Raw genomic sequence first — 19,050 nt, 5'->3', positions numbered from 1 at the left:
CCCCGGGCCTTCGCCCGAGGGCCGGCGCCAGGTGCTCCGCATACACCCCACGGCCTTCTGTACCGACCCCCGTGAACACCGCGCTGCCGCCGCCCGGCCGTGCCGGACTTGGAGATGACATGCCCCGCCTGACCGCCCTCGCCACTGCCACCGTCCTGTCGGCGGTCGTCGGGTGCACCGCCATCGTGCCCGCCACGAGCAGCGCGGCCGCGAGCTTGAGCCCCGCCGCCACGAGCGCCCTCGCCGCGAACGCGCCCGTCGTCCGGGTGCTGTCGCTGGGCGACTCGATCACCTTCGGCCGCGGCAGTTGCACCGGCAACGGGTACCGCGGGCCGCTGCAGGACCTCGCCACCGCCGGTGGCCGCTACGCGATCGACTTCGTCGGCTCCCAGCTCAACGGCGTGATGAACGACCCGGCGAACGAAGGCCACCCCGGGTACACGGTGCGGCAGATCCGCGACGGCGTCTCCAGCGGCTGGCTGTCGGCGGCCCGCCCGGACGTGGTGCTGCTGCACGCCGGCATCAACGACCTGAACCAGTACGCCGACGGCACGACCACGGCCAACGAGGCGGTCGCCCTGGTCAACCAGATCTTCGCCACGCAGCCGGGCGTCACCGTCATCATGCAGGGGCTCATCACCTCCACCACGGGCATGAACAACCCGATGCCCGCCGACCTCGCCGCGAAGATCGACACCTTCAACCGCCGCCTCGCGGACGAGGAGTCGGCCCAACAGCTGGCGGGCCGTCACTTCCGTTTCGTGGCCGCCCCCGACCTGGGCCAGTCGAGGATGAACGACGGCCTGCACCCGAACGACGCGGGCTACGCAGCCTTCGCCCAGGGCTTCTTCACCCCGCTCGACCAGGCGTACAGCGCCCACTGGTTCTCCGGTGGCAACACCCAGCTCCCGCGCCCCGAGGACACGGTGCGCCTGGTCAACCTCAAGGACGGCCGCCTGCGCAACGCCGAGGGCAACTTCTCGGCCGGGCAGTGGAGTTCCTGGAGCGACATGGGCGCCGACTCCATCACCGAGGTCACCAGCGCCGCCACCTTCTCGGTCAACCGGGTCTTCGCGATCCGCGACGGCCGGATCCACGAGAAGGACGGCAACTACGCCACCGGCCAGTGGACCGGCTGGTTCGAGCCCGCCTTCGCCAACCAGCTCCCCGTCCGGCCGGTCTCGGTCTCCGCGTCCGCGCTCAACCACTCCCTGCACCTGGTCGTGATCGGCGAGGACGGACACCTCTACAACGTCGACGCGGACTACGAGGGCGGCCGCTGGACCACCTGGACCGACCACGGCGGCAACTTCAAGCGCGTCGCCAGCGCCACCACCACCGACAACGTGAACCACATCTTCGCCGTCGACGCCGCCACCAACCAGGTGGTGGAGAAGGACGGCGACTACTGCGCGGGGAAGTGGAGCAGCTGGACCGTCTCCGGCGCGAGCCCCTTCACTGCCCAGGACGTGGCCGCCTCCGCCTCCGGCCGCACCGTCCACGTCAGCGCGGTCGCGCCGAACGGCACCTGGGCCAGGACCGACGGCGACTTCGCCGCCGGGCAGTGGAACGGGTGGACCCCGATGCCCGGCAGCGGCATCAGCCGGATCACCAGCGCCACCGCGAACAACGTCGAGCACGTCTTCGCCACCAGCGGCGGCCGGCTCAAGGAGCTCGACATCAACCACACCACCGGCACCTGGAACAGCTGGGGCGAGCCGGCCGGCGGTGCGGACTCGAAGAGCGCCACCGCCGCCTTCACCAGGTGAGGCCGTGCGGTTGACGCCGCAGGGGGCGGCCGGGGAGACCCGGCCGCCCCCTGCGGCGTTCCTGTCCGCTCAGTCGAGGCGGGCGTCGAAGGCGAGGGTGTCGACGAGGGTGTCGACCGAGGATTCGGGGAGGCCTCGGGAGACGAACCAGGCGCCGATGTTGCGGACGTCGCGTTCGAGGAAGGAGCGGCCGCGGGGGTTGGCGATGACGTCGACGATCTGGGGGACGTCGATGATCACCAGGCGGCCCTCGTGGACCAGGGTGTTGTAGGCGGAGAGGTCGCCGTGGGCGTAGCCCTGGCGGGCGAGGACGGAGAGGCTGCGGCCGAGCTGGTCCCAGAGGTCCTCGACGTCGACCTCCTCGGCGGCGTACTGGGCGAGCCGGCGGGCGGCCACGCCGTGTTCGTCGCCGACGAACTCCATCAGGATCTCGGTGCCGGTGATCTGCACCGGGTAGGGCACGGCGACCCCGGCCTCCCAGAGGCGGCAGAGGGCGGTGAACTCGGCCGCCGCCCACTGCCCGGCGATGGCCTCCTTGCCGAAGGAGGTCCGCTTGGCCATGGCCCGGCTGATCCGGGACTCCTTGTGCTGGCGGCCCTCCAGGTAGCCGGAGTCCCGGTGGAACATCCGGTGCTGGGCGTCGCGGTAGCGCTTGGCCGCCATCAGGGTGCGGCGGCCGGTGCCGGGGACGGCGCGCTCCAGCAGGAAGACGTCGGCCTCCTTGCCGGTCTTGACGATGCCGAGTTCGGTGTCGACGGCGGCGAGCTCGGTCACCACCCAGTCCGGGCGGGGCTCGGGGCCCTTCTCGGTCGGGGTGGACTGGTCCCAGGTGGACCAGCGGTCGCCCTCCGGCGGGCCGTCGCCGGCGGGGGTGGTGGGTTCGGCGTCCTCCTCGGAGAAGGACTCGGTGAAGGACTCGGGGAAGAAGTACTCGGGCTCGACGTCGTCGAACCGCTCGTTCCGGCGGCCGCGCCGGGCGCCGCCCTTGGGGCGGATACGGGAGAAGGAATCACTGTCGGCGAAACGCTCGCGCACTGCGGGGGCTCCTGAGGAGTCGGCCCACCGGGTGCGTCGGAGAAGGGTGACGCGTCGTCAGCCGGCGGGCTGGGAACGGAAGAAGGCGTATGGCGCGCACGAAGAAGCGCGCCGCGACACGGCGGCAACCATTCGGACACACCTCCTCGGAACTTCCGGACTCACAACAGCTCGGTCACCATAACAGCGGCCCCGCGGGCGGGCGCAAGTGGTTTTTCTCAGGCCCCCGCCGGGTGCCCCGCAGGGTGCGGTCGCAGCACCGTCAGCGGACCCTCCCGGCGGGCGACCAGGGCGAAGGGGAAGCGGTCGACCTCCAGGCAGAGCGCCACGTCCTCGGGGTGGGCGCCCTCCCTCACCCCCTGCGCGAGTTCGGCGGCGGCCGAGGAGGAGGCCGCGCGCCGCAGGTAGGGGGAAGGGTCGACGGGCCCCTCGGCGAGGCGGGCCACGTACTGGGCGCAGGCCAGGTCCTCCTCGGCCCGGCCCCGCTCCCCCGTGACCACGAAGGTGACCTCCTCCGCGCCGTGCGCGCGCAGCGTCCGCGCCGTCGCGCCCGCCACCGCGAAGCTCGCGCAGAGCACCAGCGGGGCGTCCTGCACGGCGAGGACACCGACCGTGCCGGCGGTGGTCTTCTGGACGACGGTGCGCCCGGCGAGGTCGGCCGTGCGCAGCAGGGCGGGCGAGTTGACGGCGTCGAAGCCGGGGGCGGCCGGGCCGTCCTTGAGCGCGACCCACCCGGGGTGACGGGCCTTCAGTTCCCGGGCCTCGTCCAGGGTGGCGGCCGGCACGATCCGTTCGGCGCCGCGGCCGAAGGCCCAGGCGGCGGTGGTGAAGGCCCGCATGACGTCCACCACCACGGCCACGGCGGGGACTTCGGTCAGTTCTTCGATGGCGAGGAAGCGCGCGTCCATCCGTGGACCCTCGCACGGACGCGCCCCGTCGCGCCGGGTATTTCGGCGGGACCGGCCGGGCGGGGGCGGCCCAGCGGGGGGAACCGCCCGGCGGGGACCGGCTCAGATCGGGTGGCCGGAGGCGTCGGTGTGCAGCGACTGGGTGTTGAACTTGATCTGCCAGACCACCACCTGGCCGCCGGGCCGTTCGCACATCACCGCGCCGTCCTGCCAGGGCCCGTTGCTCGGGTACCACTGGCTCCCCACCGGGTCGCCCTGGTTGAGGTGGACGTCGTGGACGCCGAGGCCGTTGGTGAAGGCCTGGCCGAAGACGTAGATCCGGGCGGCGGCCTCCAGGTGCGGGAGCAGCACGTCCAGCGCGTTGTCGCCGTTGCTGGCGATCCAGGGGAAGAACCGCAGGTAGGGGCGGAAGTGGTCGAGGCCGCCGAGGCCGAGGATGCGGCGGCGCAGCTTGGTCACGTTGGCGGCGAGGGTGTCCGAGAGGTCGGGTCCGAACATCGGGCTGCCGGGCGGGTGCGGTGCCAGGGTGTGGTGGAGGCGGGCGGAGGCGGCGGTGAGCCACTCGAACCAGAGGCGGTTGCGCAGCAGGGGGCTGCGCACGTAGTCGAGGGCGCCGGAGGAGGGGGAGGAGACCAGGTGGTGGAAGCCGTCGGGGCGGTTCCGCAGGCCGGTGATGTCCGCTCCGGTCAGGTCGTCCACCAGGCGGTAGCTGACGCCGACGCTGCCGGGGGCGTCGACATCGAGGGCGGCCCGGTAGACGCCGACGGGCGTCTGCAGGAAGAGGTGCCCGTGGTACCACTGGCCGAAATCGTGGGTCGGGTCGCGGGAGAAGTCGTGCAGGCTTCCGATCGCGACCCCGTAGTTCGGAAGAGCCATACCCCCACTCTCCGCCCTCCACGACCCGGCCGCAGGCCGAACGGCCTACGGCGGCGGCCCCGTCGGGGCACCCGCGACCGCTCTGAGCTGCCCGAACGGGCAGTCCTTCGTCACTGTCCGCCGACGGCCGGAAACGGTCAGGCACTCTGTTCCGGCCATGTTCTGAGAGACCGTCCGGTGACCGGAAAGTGAAGGCCCGGATATCGGACGCCTCGGTGGACGCCCCGCCTGGGCGGCGGCCGCCGGGGATCGCCGCTGGTCCTGGACGCCTGCCGTCCGAATGGTGAGACGGAAGTGGTCGGCGCGTGGCCGGCCGGCGGGCCCCGGCGGGGCGTCCGGTACCGGCCGGTACCGGTGGGCCGGAAATGATCGAAGTGGTTGCTCCGTGTCGAACGCGTCACCGAGAGTCGATCGAGTGAACGAAGAACCCCGTCCGCCCCAGGACCGCCTGCTCGCCCACCGCGACTTCCGGCACCTGCTGCTCGGAGCCGCCACCAGTCAGGCGGGCAGTCAGGTCACCCTGGTCGCCCTGCCGTTGGTGGCGGTGCTGGAGCTGCACGCCACGGCCTTCCAGGTCGGTCTGCTGACCGCCGCCGAGACCGCCGCCTTCGTCCTGGTGGGCCTGCCCGCCGGGGCCTGGCTCGACCGGATGCGCAAACTGCCGGTGCTGATCCGGGCCGACCTGGTGCGCCTGCTCGCCGTCGGCTCGATCCCGCCGGCCGCGCTGGCGGGCGTGCTGACGATGGCCCAGCTCTACGCCGTCGCGCTGCTCACCGGGGTGGCGACGGTCTTCTTCGACGTGGCCCACCAGTCGTACGTGCCGGCGCTGCTGCCGCGCGAGCGCCTGGTGGCCGGGAACGGCGCCCTGGAGACCGTCCGGTCCTCCGCCCAGATCGTCGGCCCGGGCCTGGGCGGCGGGCTGGTCCAACTGCTCGGCCCCCCGCTGGCGATCGTCGCCGACGCCGTCGGGTACCTGGCCTCGGCCCTGCTGCTGCGGCGCATCCGCGCCGTGGAGGAGGAGCCGCGGGCGGAGACCGGTGCCTCGCTGCGGGCCCAGGTCGGCGAGGGGCTGCGGTTCGTGCTGGGCCACCCGCTGCTGCGGACCATCGCGGCCGCGACCGGGCTGTCCAACCTGTTCGCGGCCGTGCTGATGGCCGTTCAGACCGTGTTCTGGGTGCGGGTGCTGGAGCTCTCGCCGGGGGCGATCGGCATCCTGCTCTCGGTCTCGGCGCTCGGCGGGCTGGCCGGCGCGCTCTGCGCCGGACGGCTGGCCGCGCGGTTCGGGCAGGCCCGGGTGATCTGGCTGTCCGCGCTGGCCGGGGCGCCGTTCGCGCTGCTCTGGCCGCTGTCGGCCGGGCCGGCGGCACCGGTGCTGTTCGCCGTGGGCTCGGCGGCGGTGCTGTTCGGCGCGGTGGTCTACAACGTCGCCCAGGTGAGCCTGCGTCAGGCGCTCTGCCCGCCGGAGCTGCTGGGCCGGATGAACGCCACCATGCGCTTCCTGATCTGGGGCACGCTCCCGCTGGGCGCGCTGCTCGGCGGCACCGTCGCCGACGCGGCCGGACCGCGCACCGCCCTCTGGGTCTGCGCCCTCGGCTTCCTCGCCGTCCCCGTCCCGCTCCTGCTCTCGCCCCTGCGGCGCCTGCGCGACCTGCCCGCCGACGAGGCCCGCGTGGCCGCGCCCGCCACCTGACCCGCCCGGCAGCCCCGAAAGGAGACGACCGTGCACTCCGGCATCACCACCGCCTACCTCGCCCGGTACCGCAAGCTCGCGGAGACCGCGGGGGCGGACCGGCTGCTCCCGCTGACCGGCGCGCAGCGCCGCTTCCTGCTCACCCGGCGGATGCGCCCGCAGGCCCGCCCGGACACCGTCCCGCTGTTCTTCCGCTTCCCGCGCGGCACCGTGGACCCGGCCCGGCTGCACCGTGCCGCGCTCCGCCTGGCGGCGCGTCACCCCGCGCTGCGCGGCCGGTACACCACCCTGCGCGGCACCCCGGTGCTGCGGCTCGGCGAGCCCTCGGTGGAGGTGGCCGAACTGGCCGTCGCCCCCGGGACCCCGGCCGAGGAGACCGTCCGCCGGGCGCTGCTCGCCTGGCCCGCGGAGGGGCCGGTGCTGCGGCTGCTGCTCGCCGCCGACCCCGGCAGCGGGCAGGAGCTGCTGACCGTCGCGCTCGACCACGCCGCCTGTGACGAGCAGTCACTCGGCCTGGTCACGGCCGGACTGTCCGAGGCCTACGCCCCGGACGGCGGGGCCCCAGCGGCGGAGGACGGGCTCGCGGCCTACCGGGAGGCGGTGGAGCTCCAGTTGGCCGCCGAGCAGGAGGCCGCCTCGCCCGCCGCCCGGGCCCACTGGGCCGCCCGGCTCGGCACGCTCGACGAGGGGCCGGCCGCACCGGCGCCGACAACGGCACCGACCCCGACACCGGAACCGGAGTCCGTCCGGCCGACCGGGGCGCTCGCCGAGCGGCTGCCCGCCGTCACCGGGGCCGCCCGCGGCGCGGTCTTCCCGGCGCTGCTGGACGCGGTGGGCGCGGCCGGGCACCGGCTGCTCGGCACCCGGCGGACCCTGGCCGTCGGCTACCCGTGGGGCGGGCGCCCGGCGGGGGCGGCGGAGGTGCTCGGCTGCTTCCTCAACACCCTGGTCCACCCTGCCGCGCCCGACGCCCCGCTCCACCCGGGCACCGGCTCCCCCGGCGGCCTCGACGCGCTGGCCGACGGCTGGTGGGACGACCTGGAGCACGCCGGGACCCCGTTCGACGAGGTGGTGCACGCGGCCCGCTCGGGCGGCGCCCACTGGTCCGGCACCCTGGACGGGCTGCTCACCTTCGAGGACCTCCGCCGCCGGCCGCCGCTGGTGCTCGACGGCGTGGCCGGGGTGGAGGCCCACCCGGCCGGGCGGCCGATCGGCGCCCCGTTCGCGGTGGCCGCCTCCAACGGGGAGCGGGAGCTGCTGGTCCGGCTGGTCTGGGACCGCGCGCACTGCCACGACCGCGACGCCGAAGCGGCGTTCGACGTCCTGCTCCTGACCCTCCGTCACCACCTCGCGCCGGTGCCCGCCGCCCGCTGAGGCGCCGGCACCCGCACCAAGAGCCACCGGACCTCCGTGTCCGGCCCCCACGCGACCGTCGGGCGCCATCACCCCGGCGCCCGGCCGGGGGCACGCACCCACACACCGGCGCGCCCCGACCACACGCACCAGTCACAGCAAGGGAACCCACCATGTTCGACCTCTCCTCCTCGCAGGAGATCGTCTGGTTGCACGAGCAGATGCTCCCCGGCAGCCGCGCCTACAACTTCACCGCTGCCCTGGACCTCTGGGGCACACTCGACACCGCGGCCCTGCGGGCCGGCCTGACCGCCGTACTGGCGCACCACCCCGGCCTGCGCCTGGAGCTGGTCCAGCGCCCGGAGGGCCTGCCCGGGCAGCGGGTCGGCGAGCGCACCGAGCCGCGGCTGCGCACCAGCGACCTCTCCGGCGAGGCCGACCCCGAGGGCGCCTTCCGCACCCTGCTGGCCGCCGAGGCCGAGGAGCCGCTGGACACCGAGCAGGCGCCGCTGCTGCGCTGGCACCTCGTCAAGCTGGACGAGACCCACCACCGGCTGGTCCACGTGGAGCACCACCTGATCCACGACGGGCACTCCTTCGCGATCCTGCTGCGCGACCTGTTCACCGTCTACCGGGCCGAAGTACTGGGCGAGCAGGCCGAATTGACGGCCGCGCCGTCCTACGAGGAGCACGCCAGGAAGGGCTCCGACCCCGCCACCGCGGACGCCCGGGCCGAGGCCCGCGCGCGCAGCCTGGCGTTCTGGCGCGAGGAGCTGGCGGACGCGCCGATGGACCTCACCCTGCCCGGGCTGGCCCGCCCCGGCGCCGTCCGCCGCCACCACGGCGGGCAGCTGCGCCAGGCGGTCGGGGCCGACCTGGCCGAGCGGCTGCGCGAGCGCAGCCGGGCCGACGGCCACACCCCGTTCAGCACCCTGCTCGCCCTCTTCGCCGAACTGCTGCGCCGTCACAGCGGCCACCGGGAGACCGTGATCGGCACCGCCGTCGGCAACCGGCCGCTCGGCTTCGAGGGCACCGTGGGCATGTTCGTGAACACCGTGCCGCTGCGGCTGCGCCTGGACCCGGCCGCGCCCGGCACCGAGGCGGTGGACGAGGTGACCGAGGTGCTGCTCCGGGCGCTGCCCCACCAGGACGTCCCCGTCCAGGAGTTGACCCGCACGCTCGGGCTGCACACCACCGGCGCGGACAACCCGCTGTTCGACGTGATGTTCAGCGCGCACGACGCCTCGCTGCCCGACATCCAGGCGCCCGGCCTGGAGGTCTCGCTCTACGAGGGCTTCAACACCGGGACCACCCGCTTCGACCTGGACGTGGTGCTGCTGCCGGACGACCGCCGGGTGGTCGGCGAGAAGCACGGCGCGGCGGGCATGACGCTGATCTGGGACTACGACGTCGACCTGTTCGGCCAGGCGGTCGCCGAGCTGCTGGCGGAGCGCCTGGTCGACCTGCTCCGCGCCTACCTGGACCGGCCCGGCGTGCCGCTGGCCGAACTGGCGGTGGCAGCGGAAGAGTTCGAGCCCGTGGAGGTACTCGACGCGCCGGACGGGATCGACCTGCTCGACCCGTCGGCCGCGCACGACCCCGGGGCGCCCGCCCTGGTCGCCGGTGCCGAGCGGCTCACCTACGGCGAGCTGGACCGCCGGGTCGGCGCCCTGGTCGAGCGGCTGCGCGCCGCCGGGGTGGCACCCGGCCAGGCCGTCGCCACCGTGCTGCCGCGCGGCACCGACAGCGTGGTGGCCCTGCTGGCCTGCCTGCGCCTGGGCGCGGTGTACGCGCCGCTCTCCACCGAGGACCCGGCCGCCCGCCTCGGCCTGCTGATCGAACGCCTGGCCCCCGCACTGGTCCTGAGCACCCGTCAGAGCGCGCTCGCACTGCCCGCCACCGGCGTCACCCCGGCCCTGCTGGACGGCCCGGCCGCCTTCCCGCCGGCCGCACCGGCCGCCGTGCTGGACGGCGCCGCGTACGTGATCCACACCTCCGGCTCCACCGGCGTGCCCAAGCCCGTCCTGGTCGGCCGCCGGGCGCTGGCCCGCTACGTCTCCGGCGTGGTGGGGCGGTACGGGCTGACCGCCGACGACCGGGTGCTGCTGTTCGCCCGGCCCTCCTTCGACGTGGCGCTGGAGGAGGTGCTGCCCTCGCTGGCCGCCGGCGCCGCCCTGGTGCTCCCCCAGCGCGAGGTGCCGACCGGCACCGAGCTGGTCGCCGTGCTGGCGGCCCGCGGCGTCACCGTGGCCAACCTGCCGACCAGTTACTTCCTGGCCGTCCGGGAGGAGCTGCGGGAGGCGCTGGCGGACGGGCGCTGGGCGCCCCGGCTGCTGGTGCTCGGCGGCGAGCGGCTGCCGGCCGCGGCGCTGCGCGAGGCCACCGCGGCGACCTCCGCCACCGTGGTCAACGCCTACGGCGTCACCGAGGCCACCGTCACCTCCACCACCCACGAGGTGACGGCCGCCGACCTGGAGGCCGCCGAGATCCCGCTCGGCACCGAGCTCCCGGGCGTGCGGGTGCACGTCCTGGACGACGGGCTGCAGCCCCTTCCGCCGGGTGCGGTGGGCGAGTTGGCGGTGTCCGGCGAGGTGCTCGCGGAGGGCTACCCCGGGCTGCCCGAGGTCACCGCGGCCCGGTTCGTCGACGTCCCCGCGCTGGGCGGCGAGCGGGTCTACCGCACCGGCGACCGCGGCTACCGCGACCTCTCCGGGCGGCTCTGGTTCCTCGGCCGCCAGGACAACCAGGTGAAGCTGCGCGGCTTCCGGATCGAGCTGGAGGAGATCGAGGCCGCCGCCTCGGCCGAACTCGGCGGCCGCTCCTGCGCGGTGGTCCTGCACCGGGACGAGGCGGGCGCCCCGCGCCTGCTCGGCTTCCTGGAGGGCGCCGAGCAGCCGGACCGGACCGCCCTGCACGCCGCGCTCTCCGAGCGGCTGCCCGCCGCGCTGGTGCCGGACCACTGGACGGCGCTGGCTGCCATGCCGCTGCTGCCCGGCGGCAAGCCCGACCGCGCCGCGCTGGCCCGTACCGCCGCCGAACTGCCCGCGGCCGGACGGGAGTCCGTGCCCGCGGCGGTCTTCGAGGACCCGGCGCAGGAGCTGGTCGCCCGGGCCTGGCGGGCGGTGCTCGGCCACGACGCCTTCACCGCCGACTCGCACTTCTTCGAGGCCGGCGGCCACTCCCTGCTGGCGGCCCAGCTCGCGGCCCAGCTGGAGCCCCTGCTCGGCACCAGGCCCGCGCTGCGCACCCTGTTCCGGCACCCGGTGCTGGCCGACCAGGCCCGCGTCCTGACCGGGGGTGCGAAGTGACCGCCTCCCCCGTGACCGCCTCCCCCGTGACGGCCCCGCGCCCGCTCTCCCCGTCCGCCGTCCTGGCACAGGACCACCGGGAGCTGGTGGAGGCCTTCGAGAGCTTCATCCGCCGCGAACTCGTGCCGCTGGCGGCCGAGTTGCCCGAGACCGCCGACCAGGTGCCGGCCGACCTGCGGGCCTACGTCCGCCGCCGCTCCGCCGCGCTCGGCTTCTACGCGGGCGACCAGCCCGAGGAGCTCGGCGGCTCCGGGATGCCGTTCACCGCCGTGGTGCTGCTGCACCACGCGGCCGGGCGCAGCGGCTGCCCGCTCGCCCCGTACGCGCTGGCCGGTTCGGACGGGCCGAGCCCGCTGCTGCGGCACGGCACGCCGGAGCAGATCGAGCGCTACCTCGTCCCGCTGGTGCGCGGCGAGTCGGCCCGCTGTCTGGCGCTGACCGAGCCGCACGCCGGTTCGGACGCGTTCCGCCTGACCACCACCGCCGTGCGCACCGGCGGGGGCTGGCGGATCGACGGCCGCAAGACCTTCGTCTCCAACGCCGACCGGGCCGACATCGTCCTGGTGGTCACCGCCACCGACCTCGGCGAGGGGGCCGGGCCGACGGCCGGGGCCACCGCCTTCGTGCTGCCGATGGACACGCCGGGCCTGCGGATCGGCCAGCGGTACGAGGGGATGTCCGGGGAGCCGCTGTTCGAGCTGCTGCTGGACGGTGTGCTCGCCCCCGAGGAGGCCGTGATCGGCGGCGAGGAGGGGATCGGCGCGGCCGCCGCGCTGGCCATGGACAGCCTCTCCCGGGGCCGGCTTGTGGTGGCCGCGATGTGTGACGGCGTCGCCGAGTACGCGCTGCGGCTGGGGGTGGAGTACGCCCGCGAGCGGGAGGCCTTCGGCTCCCGGATCGGCGCCTACCAGCACGTCCAGGAGCACCTGGTGACCACCCGGGCCGAGGTGGAGGCGGCCAAGCTGCTCACCCTGGCCTGCGCCCGGCTGGTGGACGAGGGCACCGAGGCGCCGGAGAACGCGGCGCTCGCCAAGCTGACCTCCTCCGAGACCGCCGTCCGCGCGGTGGACCGGGCGCTCCAGGTGCACGGTGCCACCGGCTGGGTACGCGGCCATCCGCTGGAGCACCTGTACCGGTACGTCCGGATGATGACGATCATCGAGGGGACCTCCGAGGTCCAGAAGGTGATCATCGCCCAGGCCATGGGCCTGAGTTGACCGCCCCTCACCCGCTCCTTGGAGACCTCACGATGACCTCTGCGACCACTGCGACCACTGCCCCGCTCCTCAGCGCCGCGCACGGCGCTCCGCACCAGGACGCTCCGGTGCTCGACCTGTTCACCGACTGGGCCCGCCGGACCCCGGACGCGCCCGCCCTCGTCGATGGCGGTAGCACCGTCAGCTACGGCGAACTCGACCGGCTGGCCGACGAGTTGGCCTCCCTCCTGCGCGACCGGGTCCGCCCCGGAGAGCTGGTCGGCCTCTGTCTCGACCACTCCGCCGCGCTGGCCGCCGCGGCCGTCGCGGTGGCCCGGCTCGGGGCCGTCGCGCTCCCGCTCGGGCCGCGCCCCGGCGAGCGGCGCCTGCAGGCCGTCGCCGAGAACCTCCGGCTGGCCTGCCTGATCGGCGAGGCCGGGGTGCTGCCGCCGGCCCACCGGGACGGCGAGCACCTGACGCTGCCCGTGCCCGTCGGTGCGCCCGCCGGTGCCGTGCTGCCCGCCGGTGCCGTGGTGCCCGCCGGTGTGGTGGCCGCCTTCGCCGCGGCCCCCGAGGGGGCGGTCGGCGCTCCGGAGGGCACCTTCTACGCGGTGCTCACCTCCGGCTCCACCGGCACCCCGAAGGCCGTCGCGGTCGGCGAGCCCTCGCTCGGCTCGCTGCTGCACTGGTACCGCGGCCTCACCGGCCTCGGCCCGGGCGAGCGGCACAGCCTGCTGATCGGCGTCGCCTTCGACCCGCACCTGATGGAGCTCTGGGGCACGCTCACCTCGGGCGCCGCGCTGCACGTCGCCCCCGAGGCGGTCCGCTGGGACTCCGCCGCGCTCACCGACTGGTGGCGCGAGGCCGGCATCACGGTCTCCGTACTGCCCACGCCGCTCGCCGAACCGCTGCTGGACCGCCCCTGGCCCGCCGGGCTGACCCTGCGTCACCTGATGATCGGCGGGGACCGGCTGCGCCGGACCCCCGGCCCGGACGTCACCGCGACCGTCCACAACGCCTACGGCCCGGCCGAGGCGACGGTGGCGACCACGGTGCACACCATGGCCCCGGGCGCCGACCACGGCGCGGGGGCGCCGCCGATCGGCCTGCCGGTGCCCGGCGCCGTCGTGCTGGTCACCGACCAGGACGGCCGTCCGGTCGAGCGGGGCACCACCGGTGAGCTGCGGATCGGCGGGCACTGCCTGTCCCTCGGCTACCTGGACCCGGAGCTGACCGCCCGTCGTTTCGTGCCCGCGCCGGACGGGTCGGGCACCGACGGGCGGGTCTACCGCACCGGGGACCGGGTGCTGATGCGTCCCGACGGCGTGGTGGAGTTCCACGGCCGGCTGGACGACCAGGTCAAGGTCAGCGGGGTGCGGATCGAACCGGCCGAGGTGGAGGCCGCGTTCGAGCGCGACCCCCGAGTCCGGCGGGCGGCCGTGGCGGCCCGCCCCGGACCGGCGGGCGGGGTCCAGCTGCTGGCCTTCGTCCAGCCCGCGCCGGAGGCCGCCCCGCCCACCGGCCCCGAGCTGCTCGCCGGGGCCCGGGCCTGGCTGCCGGAGCAGGCCGTCCCGGCGGTGGTCCGCCTGGTGGACGCCTTCCCGCTCGACGCCAACGGCAAGGTCGACCGGGCCGCGCTGCTGGCCGCCGAGGAGGCCACCCGGTCCGCCACCGCCGGTGGCGCCGGGCAGGGTGACACCGAGACCGAGCGGTTCGTGGTCCGGACCTGCCGGGAGCTGCTCGGCCGGGACGGGCTCGGCCCGCAGGACGACTTCAAGGACGCGGGCGGCACCTCGATCGCCGCCGCCCGGCTGCTCGCGGCCCTGGAGCAGGAGTACGGCGTGCGGCTGCGCGCCGCGCAGCTGCTGCGCTGCCCGGACCTGCGCGGGGTCGCGAAGCTCGTCGACGAGCGCCGCCCCGTGGCCGCCGCCGCCCACTCCTGACCCCTCACCGCTCGCGGCCGCCTTCGCGCCGCACCAGGGCGCCCCGGCCCACCGGCCGGGGCGCCCGGAAGGGAACCACCATGTCCGCTCCCACTCCTGACGGCCCCTCGCCGTCCCTCGGCTCCGTACCGGCCCTGGTCGCCGCCCGGGCCGAGCTCTCGCCGCAGGCACTGGCCGTCACCGACGGGTCGGCCGCCCTGACCTACGCCGAACTCGTCGGCTCCGCAAGCCGGTTGGCCGCCGAGCTGACCCGTCGCGGGATCGGCCCCGGCAGTGCCGTCGGCCTGCTCGCCGCCCGCTCCACCCGTCTGGTGGTGGCCCAGCTGGCCGTCTGGTGGGCCGGTGCCCACAGCGTGCCGCTGGACCCGGCCTACCCGCGCCCCCGTACCGCCGAGATGATCGCCGACGCCGGGGTCCGCCTGGTGCTCGGTGACAAGTCCCTGCTCGCCGAGGCCCGGCTGACCGCCGGCCAGGGCCTGGAGCTGACCGAGGACGACCTCCTCCCCGAGGGTCCGTCGACTCCCCCGGCCGGCAACGGTCCGGACGGGACCGCGATGGTGTTCTACACCTCCGGCTCCACCGGCCGCCCCAAGGGCGTCCTGGTGCCGCACCGCGCCGTCACCGACCTGGTCACCGCCGACGACGGCATCCCGCTCGGCCCCGGCCACCGGGTGCTGTTCCACTCCCCGCTCACCTTCGACGCCTCCACCTTCGAGCTCTGGGCCCCGCTGGCCCGGGGCGCGGCCGTCGCGGTCTCCCCCGCGGACCGGCCCACCGGTGAGGAACTCGCCCAGGACATCGAGCGGTTCGGTGTCACCCACGCCTTCCTCACCACCGCGCTCTTCCACCACCTGGCCGCCCGCCGGTCGCGGCTCTTCGGCGTGCTGCGCACCCTGGTGACCGGCGGCGAGACGCTCTCCCCCGAGTACGCCGGCTCCGTCCTGCGGGCCTTCCCCTGGCTGGAGTTGGTGAACGCCTACGGCCCCACCGAGGCCACCACCTTCACCACCCTGCACCGCGTCTCCCCCGCCGACCGCACCGGCCCGGTGCCGATCGGCCGCCCGTTCGGCGGCGTCACCACCGCCGTCCTGGACGAGCACCAGCAGCCCGTGCCGTCCGGCGAGCGGGGCGAGCTGTGGATCGGCGGCACCCGCACCGCCCTCGGCTACCTCGGCCGCCCCGAGCTCACCGCCGACCGCTTCCGCGAGCTCCCGGGCCTCGGCCGGATGTACCGCAGCGGCGACCTGGTCAGCCAACGCCCGGACGGCGCCCTGGACTTCCACGGGCGCGCCGACCAGCAGGTCAAGGTGCGCGGGTTCCGGATCGAGCCCGGCGAGACCGAACACGCCCTGGTGCAGCTGCCCGAGGTCGCCGAGGCCGCCGTGGTGGTCCGCAACGCCGGCCGCGAGGACGCCGCCCTCACCGCCTACGTGGTCCCCGCCGAGGGCCACCGCCCGGCCGGGGAGGCGCTGCGCCTGCGGCTCGCCGAGCGGCTGCCGGCCCACCTGGTGCCGACCGCCTGGACGGTGCTCGACCGGCTGCCGCTGACCGGCAGCGGCAAGGTGGACCGGCGGGCGCTCGCCGAGGAGACCGCGGCCACGGCCCCCGCGGCGGCCCCGTCGGAGGTCGCGCTCACCCCCATCGAGCAGGCCGTGGCCGAGGCCTGGTCGCGGGCGCTCGAACGGCCCGTCACCGACCCGGCCGCCGACTTCCTGGCCGAGGGCGGCCACTCCCTGCTCGCCCTGTGGGTGGTCGACGACCTGCGCGAGGACCTCGGCGTGGAGCTGACCCTGGCCCAGTTCTTCGACCACCCGACCGTGGCCCGTCAGGCCGCCCTGGTAGAACGGGCCCTGCTCGCCGACACCACCGCTCCCAGCGAGGAGGGCCGATGACCGACACCGCGCCGACGAACGACACCGACCTGAGCGCCCGTCAGGCCGAACTGCTGCGGCGCGCCCGCTCGGGCGGTGGCCGGAGCGCCCTGCGCCCCGGACCGGCCGGCCCCGCACCGCTCTCGCACGCCCAGCACCGCATGTGGCTGATGGACCGGCTGGGGCAGGGCGGCGCCCTCTACAACGTGCCGGTGGCCGCCCGGCTGCGCGGCCCCCTCGACACCGAGGCGCTGACCGCCGCCCTCACCGCCCTCACCGAGCGGCACGCGATCCTGCGCACCCGCTACGTCCGGCCGTCCGGCGACGGCGGGACGGCGCCGTACCAGGAGGTCCTGCCGACCGCACCCGTCCCCGTCGAGATCCGCCCGGCCGAAGCCTCGGCCGCGCTCCTCCGGGCGGAGGCCTCCCGGCCCTTCGACCTCGAGAACGGTCCGGTGCTGCGCGCCCTGGTCCTGCGGCACGGGCCCGAGGACCACACCCTCCTCCTGACGGTGCACCACATCGCGGTCGACGGCTCCAGCCTGCCCGTCCTCACCACCGACCTCGCCGCCCTCTACGCCGCGGCCCGTACCGGCACCCCCGCCGATCTTCCCGAACTCCCGCTCCAGTACGCCGACCTCGCCCGCTGGGAGCGCGCCCGCGACCCGGAGTTCACCGCCGCGGCCGAAGCCCGCGCGGCGGAGCTGGCCGGGGCCCGTCCGCTCCCGCTGCTGCGGACCGTCCCCGGCGGCCCGCGGGCCCGGACCGCCGCGCTGCACGACGCGCCGCTGAGCCCGCGGACCCTCGACGGGCTGCGCCGCCTCGCCGCCGCCCACGGCGCCACCCTCTACACCGTGGTGCTGGCCGCCGCGCTGGCCACCCTGCACCGCGCCACCGGTGAGCACGACCTCACCGTCGGCCTCGCCAGCGGCCACCGGGCCCGTCCCGAACTGCGCCGCCTGGTCGGACTCGGCGTCAACACCCTGGCCGTCCGGGCGGACCTGGGCGGCGACCCGGAGTTCACCGAGGCGCTCGCCCGGGTCCGGACCGCCCTGCTCGACGCGCAGCAGCACCACGACCTCCCCTTCGACCTGGTGGTCGAGCGGCTGGGCGCCGAGGCGCGCGGCGAGGACGGCGGCGCACTGCTCAACGTCACCTGCGACCTGGTCCAGCCGGTCGCCCCGCTGGAGCTGCCCGGGCTGACGGCCGAGGCCCTCCAGGTCGACCTCGGGCTGGCCAAGTTCGGGCTCGGTCTGCTCGTCGAGGACGGTCCCGAGCCGCGCTGCCTGGTCCAGCACGACACCGACGCCCTGGACCGGGCCACCGGCGAACGGCTGCTCACCGCCTTCGCCGCCGTGCTCGACGCGGTCGCCGCCGACCCCGCCGACCGGCTGAGCGCCCTGCCCGGCTCACCGCTCACCACCCCCGCCGCCGCCCCCACTGCCCCCGAACACCCGGCGGTGGCCCTGCTGTTGGCCGACCCCTGGGTCACCGACGCCGCCGTGGTGACCGCCGAGGGCCACCCCACCCTCGCCTACGTCACCCTGCGCGGTCCGTTCGGGCCGAGCGCCAACGAGCTGATGACCACCCTGCGGCGGCGCCGCCGCCTGACGCCGGAGCAACGCCCGTCCGCCATCACGGTGCTGGACACCATGCCGCGCTCCGCCGACGGCACCCTGGACCCCACCCGGCTCCCGGGCGCGCGCGTCCCCGTCACCACCCCCAACCCGTTCAGGGGACCGCTGGACGCGGTGCTCGCCACCTTCGGCGAACTGCTCGGCAGCCGTCCCGAGCCCGACGCGGACTTCTTCGTCCTCGGCGGCCACTCCCTCGTCGCCGTCCAACTGGCCGAACGGCTGCGCACCCGCACCGGCCTCCCGCTCACCGGCCTGGACGTCCTCGAACAGCGCACCCCGCGCGCGCTCAGCGCCCTGCTCGCCGACCGCGACTGGGAGCGCCGGGCCGCGTCCGCCCGGACCACCACGGCCTCACCCCGCCCCGCCACCCCCCGTACGGGGACCGTCCTGCTCACCGGCGGCACCGGGGGCGTCGGCGCCGCCGTCCTCCGGGAACTGCTGGCCCAGGGACGGCCGGTACGGGCCCTGGCCCGGCCGGAGTCCGCCCACCTGGTCGCCCTCGACGGCGTCGAGGTCACCGAGGGCGACCTCACTGACCCCGACAGCCTGCGCCGCGCGGTCGAGGGGGTGGACGCGGTGATCCACGCCGCCTGCACCTTCACCGACCACGAGACCGACATCGCCGCGATGCGGGCCCTGCTCGACGGCTGGACCGGCCGCAGCTTCGTCTTCGTCAGCTCCACCGACGCCTACGGCCGCCCGGCGACCGCCGAGGTCCCCGAGGGGGCACCCCCCACCGAGCCGGTCACCCCGTACGGACGGGCCAAACTCGCCTGCGAGCAGCTTCTGTTGGACCACACTTCCACCGGCCCCCGCACCGGCACCGTGGTCCGGCCGCCCATCGTCTGGGGCCCGCAGCGGCGCCTGCGCGACCAGCTCCGCTGGGGCTCCACCGGCGACCTCTACCAGGCCGCCCTGGCCGGCCGCCCCTTGGTGCTCCCCGCCCCCGGCGCCGGCGGCCACCCCTGGCACGGCGCCTCCTGGGTGCACTCCGCCGCCCTGGCCCGCACCGTGGTCGCCTGCACCTCGGGCACCACCACCGGACGGATCGTCAACGCCGCGACCGGCCACGTCTCCTGGGCCGACTTCGGCACCGAACTGGTCCGCCTGCTCGGCTCCACCTCGGAAGTCGTCCTCACCGCCGACCCCGACCCGGAGCTGATCCGGCCCTGGCACTACACCGCCGAGGCCCTGGCCGACACCCTCCGCCCCGCACCGGGCGAGGACTGGCGCACCGTCCTGGCCGCCATGACCGGCTGACCCGCCGCCGACCCACCGGCCGGGCCCCGCACCTCCGCACACCGGGGCACGGGGCCCGGCCTCCCTGCGGGGCCGGTCAGCCGGGACACCGGATCCCGCCACCGGCGCACCTCCCGACGACCGGAGGCCCGGCGACGGAGCGCACCGGAAGGAGTGACGTGCCGTCGGGGCTCCCGGTGAGAGCCTCCGAGGCACTGGGGGGCG

The 19,050-nt window shown here is 75.8% G+C and carries 11 protein-coding genes; 8 read left to right on the top strand and 3 right to left on the bottom strand.

What is annotated here, in order from left to right:
* Positions 1 to 119 precede the first annotated feature (119 nt).
* Positions 120 to 1,769, top strand: coding sequence for a GDSL-type esterase/lipase family protein (locus ACIA8O_RS25680; RefSeq protein WP_396296318.1), 1,650 nt, complete (start codon positions 120 to 122; stop codon positions 1,767 to 1,769).
* 69 nt (positions 1,770 to 1,838) lie between these two features.
* Here ACIA8O_RS25680 and ACIA8O_RS25675 read toward each other — a convergent pair whose 3' ends face one another.
* The 3 genes from ACIA8O_RS25675 to ACIA8O_RS25665 form a co-directional block, all read right to left on the bottom strand.
* On the bottom strand, positions 1,839 to 2,804 hold the full coding sequence (locus ACIA8O_RS25675) for a serine protein kinase RIO (RefSeq protein WP_396296317.1): 966 nt from the start codon (positions 2,802 to 2,804) through the stop codon (positions 1,839 to 1,841).
* Between the two features lie 218 nt (positions 2,805 to 3,022).
* Positions 3,023 to 3,712: a 2-phosphosulfolactate phosphatase gene (locus tag ACIA8O_RS25670; RefSeq protein WP_396296316.1), complete on the bottom strand. Its 690-nt coding sequence runs from the start codon at positions 3,710 to 3,712 to the stop codon at positions 3,023 to 3,025.
* A gap of 102 nt (positions 3,713 to 3,814) precedes the next feature.
* Complete coding sequence (locus ACIA8O_RS25665) at positions 3,815 to 4,588, bottom strand: DUF2278 family protein (protein ID WP_396296315.1); 774 nt, start codon at positions 4,586 to 4,588, stop codon at positions 3,815 to 3,817.
* Between the two features lie 415 nt (positions 4,589 to 5,003).
* Here ACIA8O_RS25665 and ACIA8O_RS25660 point away from each other — a divergent pair, with 415 nt between their 5' ends.
* From ACIA8O_RS25660 to ACIA8O_RS25630, 7 genes are all read left to right on the top strand, one after another.
* Positions 5,004 to 6,278 carry an MFS transporter gene (locus ACIA8O_RS25660; protein ID WP_396296314.1) on the top strand — a complete coding sequence of 425 codons (1,275 nt, stop codon included), beginning with the start codon at positions 5,004 to 5,006 and terminating at the stop codon, positions 6,276 to 6,278.
* Between the two features lie 30 nt (positions 6,279 to 6,308).
* Positions 6,309 to 7,652, top strand: a complete 1,344-nt coding sequence (locus ACIA8O_RS25655; RefSeq protein WP_396296313.1) for a condensation domain-containing protein — start codon at positions 6,309 to 6,311, stop codon at positions 7,650 to 7,652.
* A gap of 152 nt (positions 7,653 to 7,804) precedes the next feature.
* On the top strand, positions 7,805 to 10,939 hold the full coding sequence (locus ACIA8O_RS25650; protein WP_396296312.1) for an amino acid adenylation domain-containing protein: 3,135 nt from the start codon (positions 7,805 to 7,807) through the stop codon (positions 10,937 to 10,939).
* An 11-nt stretch (positions 10,940 to 10,950) separates the two neighbouring features.
* Complete coding sequence (locus ACIA8O_RS25645) at positions 10,951 to 12,156, top strand: acyl-CoA dehydrogenase family protein (RefSeq protein ID WP_396296311.1); 1,206 nt, start codon at positions 10,951 to 10,953, stop codon at positions 12,154 to 12,156.
* Between the two features lie 32 nt (positions 12,157 to 12,188).
* Positions 12,189 to 14,078, top strand: coding sequence for a non-ribosomal peptide synthetase (locus ACIA8O_RS25640; protein WP_396296310.1), 1,890 nt, complete (start codon positions 12,189 to 12,191; stop codon positions 14,076 to 14,078).
* Positions 14,079 to 14,158: 80 nt separating this feature from the next.
* Positions 14,159 to 15,970: an amino acid adenylation domain-containing protein gene (locus ACIA8O_RS25635; RefSeq protein WP_396296309.1), complete on the top strand. Its 1,812-nt coding sequence runs from the start codon at positions 14,159 to 14,161 to the stop codon at positions 15,968 to 15,970.
* On the top strand, positions 15,967 to 18,846 hold the full coding sequence (locus ACIA8O_RS25630; RefSeq protein ID WP_396296308.1) for a condensation domain-containing protein: 2,880 nt from the start codon (positions 15,967 to 15,969) through the stop codon (positions 18,844 to 18,846). Before ACIA8O_RS25635 ends, ACIA8O_RS25630 begins: the two co-directional genes overlap by 4 nt.
* Positions 18,847 to 19,050: the final 204 nt, after the last annotated feature.

Source organism: Kitasatospora sp. NPDC051853 (assembly GCF_044452665.1).
Taxonomy (GTDB): Bacteria; Actinomycetota; Actinomycetes; order Streptomycetales; family Streptomycetaceae; genus Kitasatospora.
This window is presented reverse-complemented; position numbering and strand designations above follow the sequence as displayed.

Excerpts from the sequence above, each read along its gene's own strand:
- ACIA8O_RS25680 (WP_396296318.1), top strand. The coding sequence starts at position 120 with ATGCCCCGCCTGACCGCCCTCGCCACTGCCACCGTCCTGTCGGCGGTC.
- ACIA8O_RS25670 (WP_396296316.1), bottom strand. The coding sequence starts at position 3,712 with ATGGACGCGCGCTTCCTCGCCATCGAAGAACTGACCGAAGTCCCCGCC.
- ACIA8O_RS25665 (WP_396296315.1), bottom strand. The coding sequence starts at position 4,588 with ATGGCTCTTCCGAACTACGGGGTCGCGATCGGAAGCCTGCACGACTTC.
- ACIA8O_RS25650 (WP_396296312.1), top strand. The coding sequence starts at position 7,805 with ATGTTCGACCTCTCCTCCTCGCAGGAGATCGTCTGGTTGCACGAGCAG.
- ACIA8O_RS25640 (WP_396296310.1), top strand. The coding sequence starts at position 12,189 with ATGACCTCTGCGACCACTGCGACCACTGCCCCGCTCCTCAGCGCCGCG.
- ACIA8O_RS25635 (WP_396296309.1), top strand. The coding sequence starts at position 14,159 with ATGTCCGCTCCCACTCCTGACGGCCCCTCGCCGTCCCTCGGCTCCGTA.
- ACIA8O_RS25630 (WP_396296308.1), top strand. The coding sequence starts at position 15,967 with ATGACCGACACCGCGCCGACGAACGACACCGACCTGAGCGCCCGTCAG.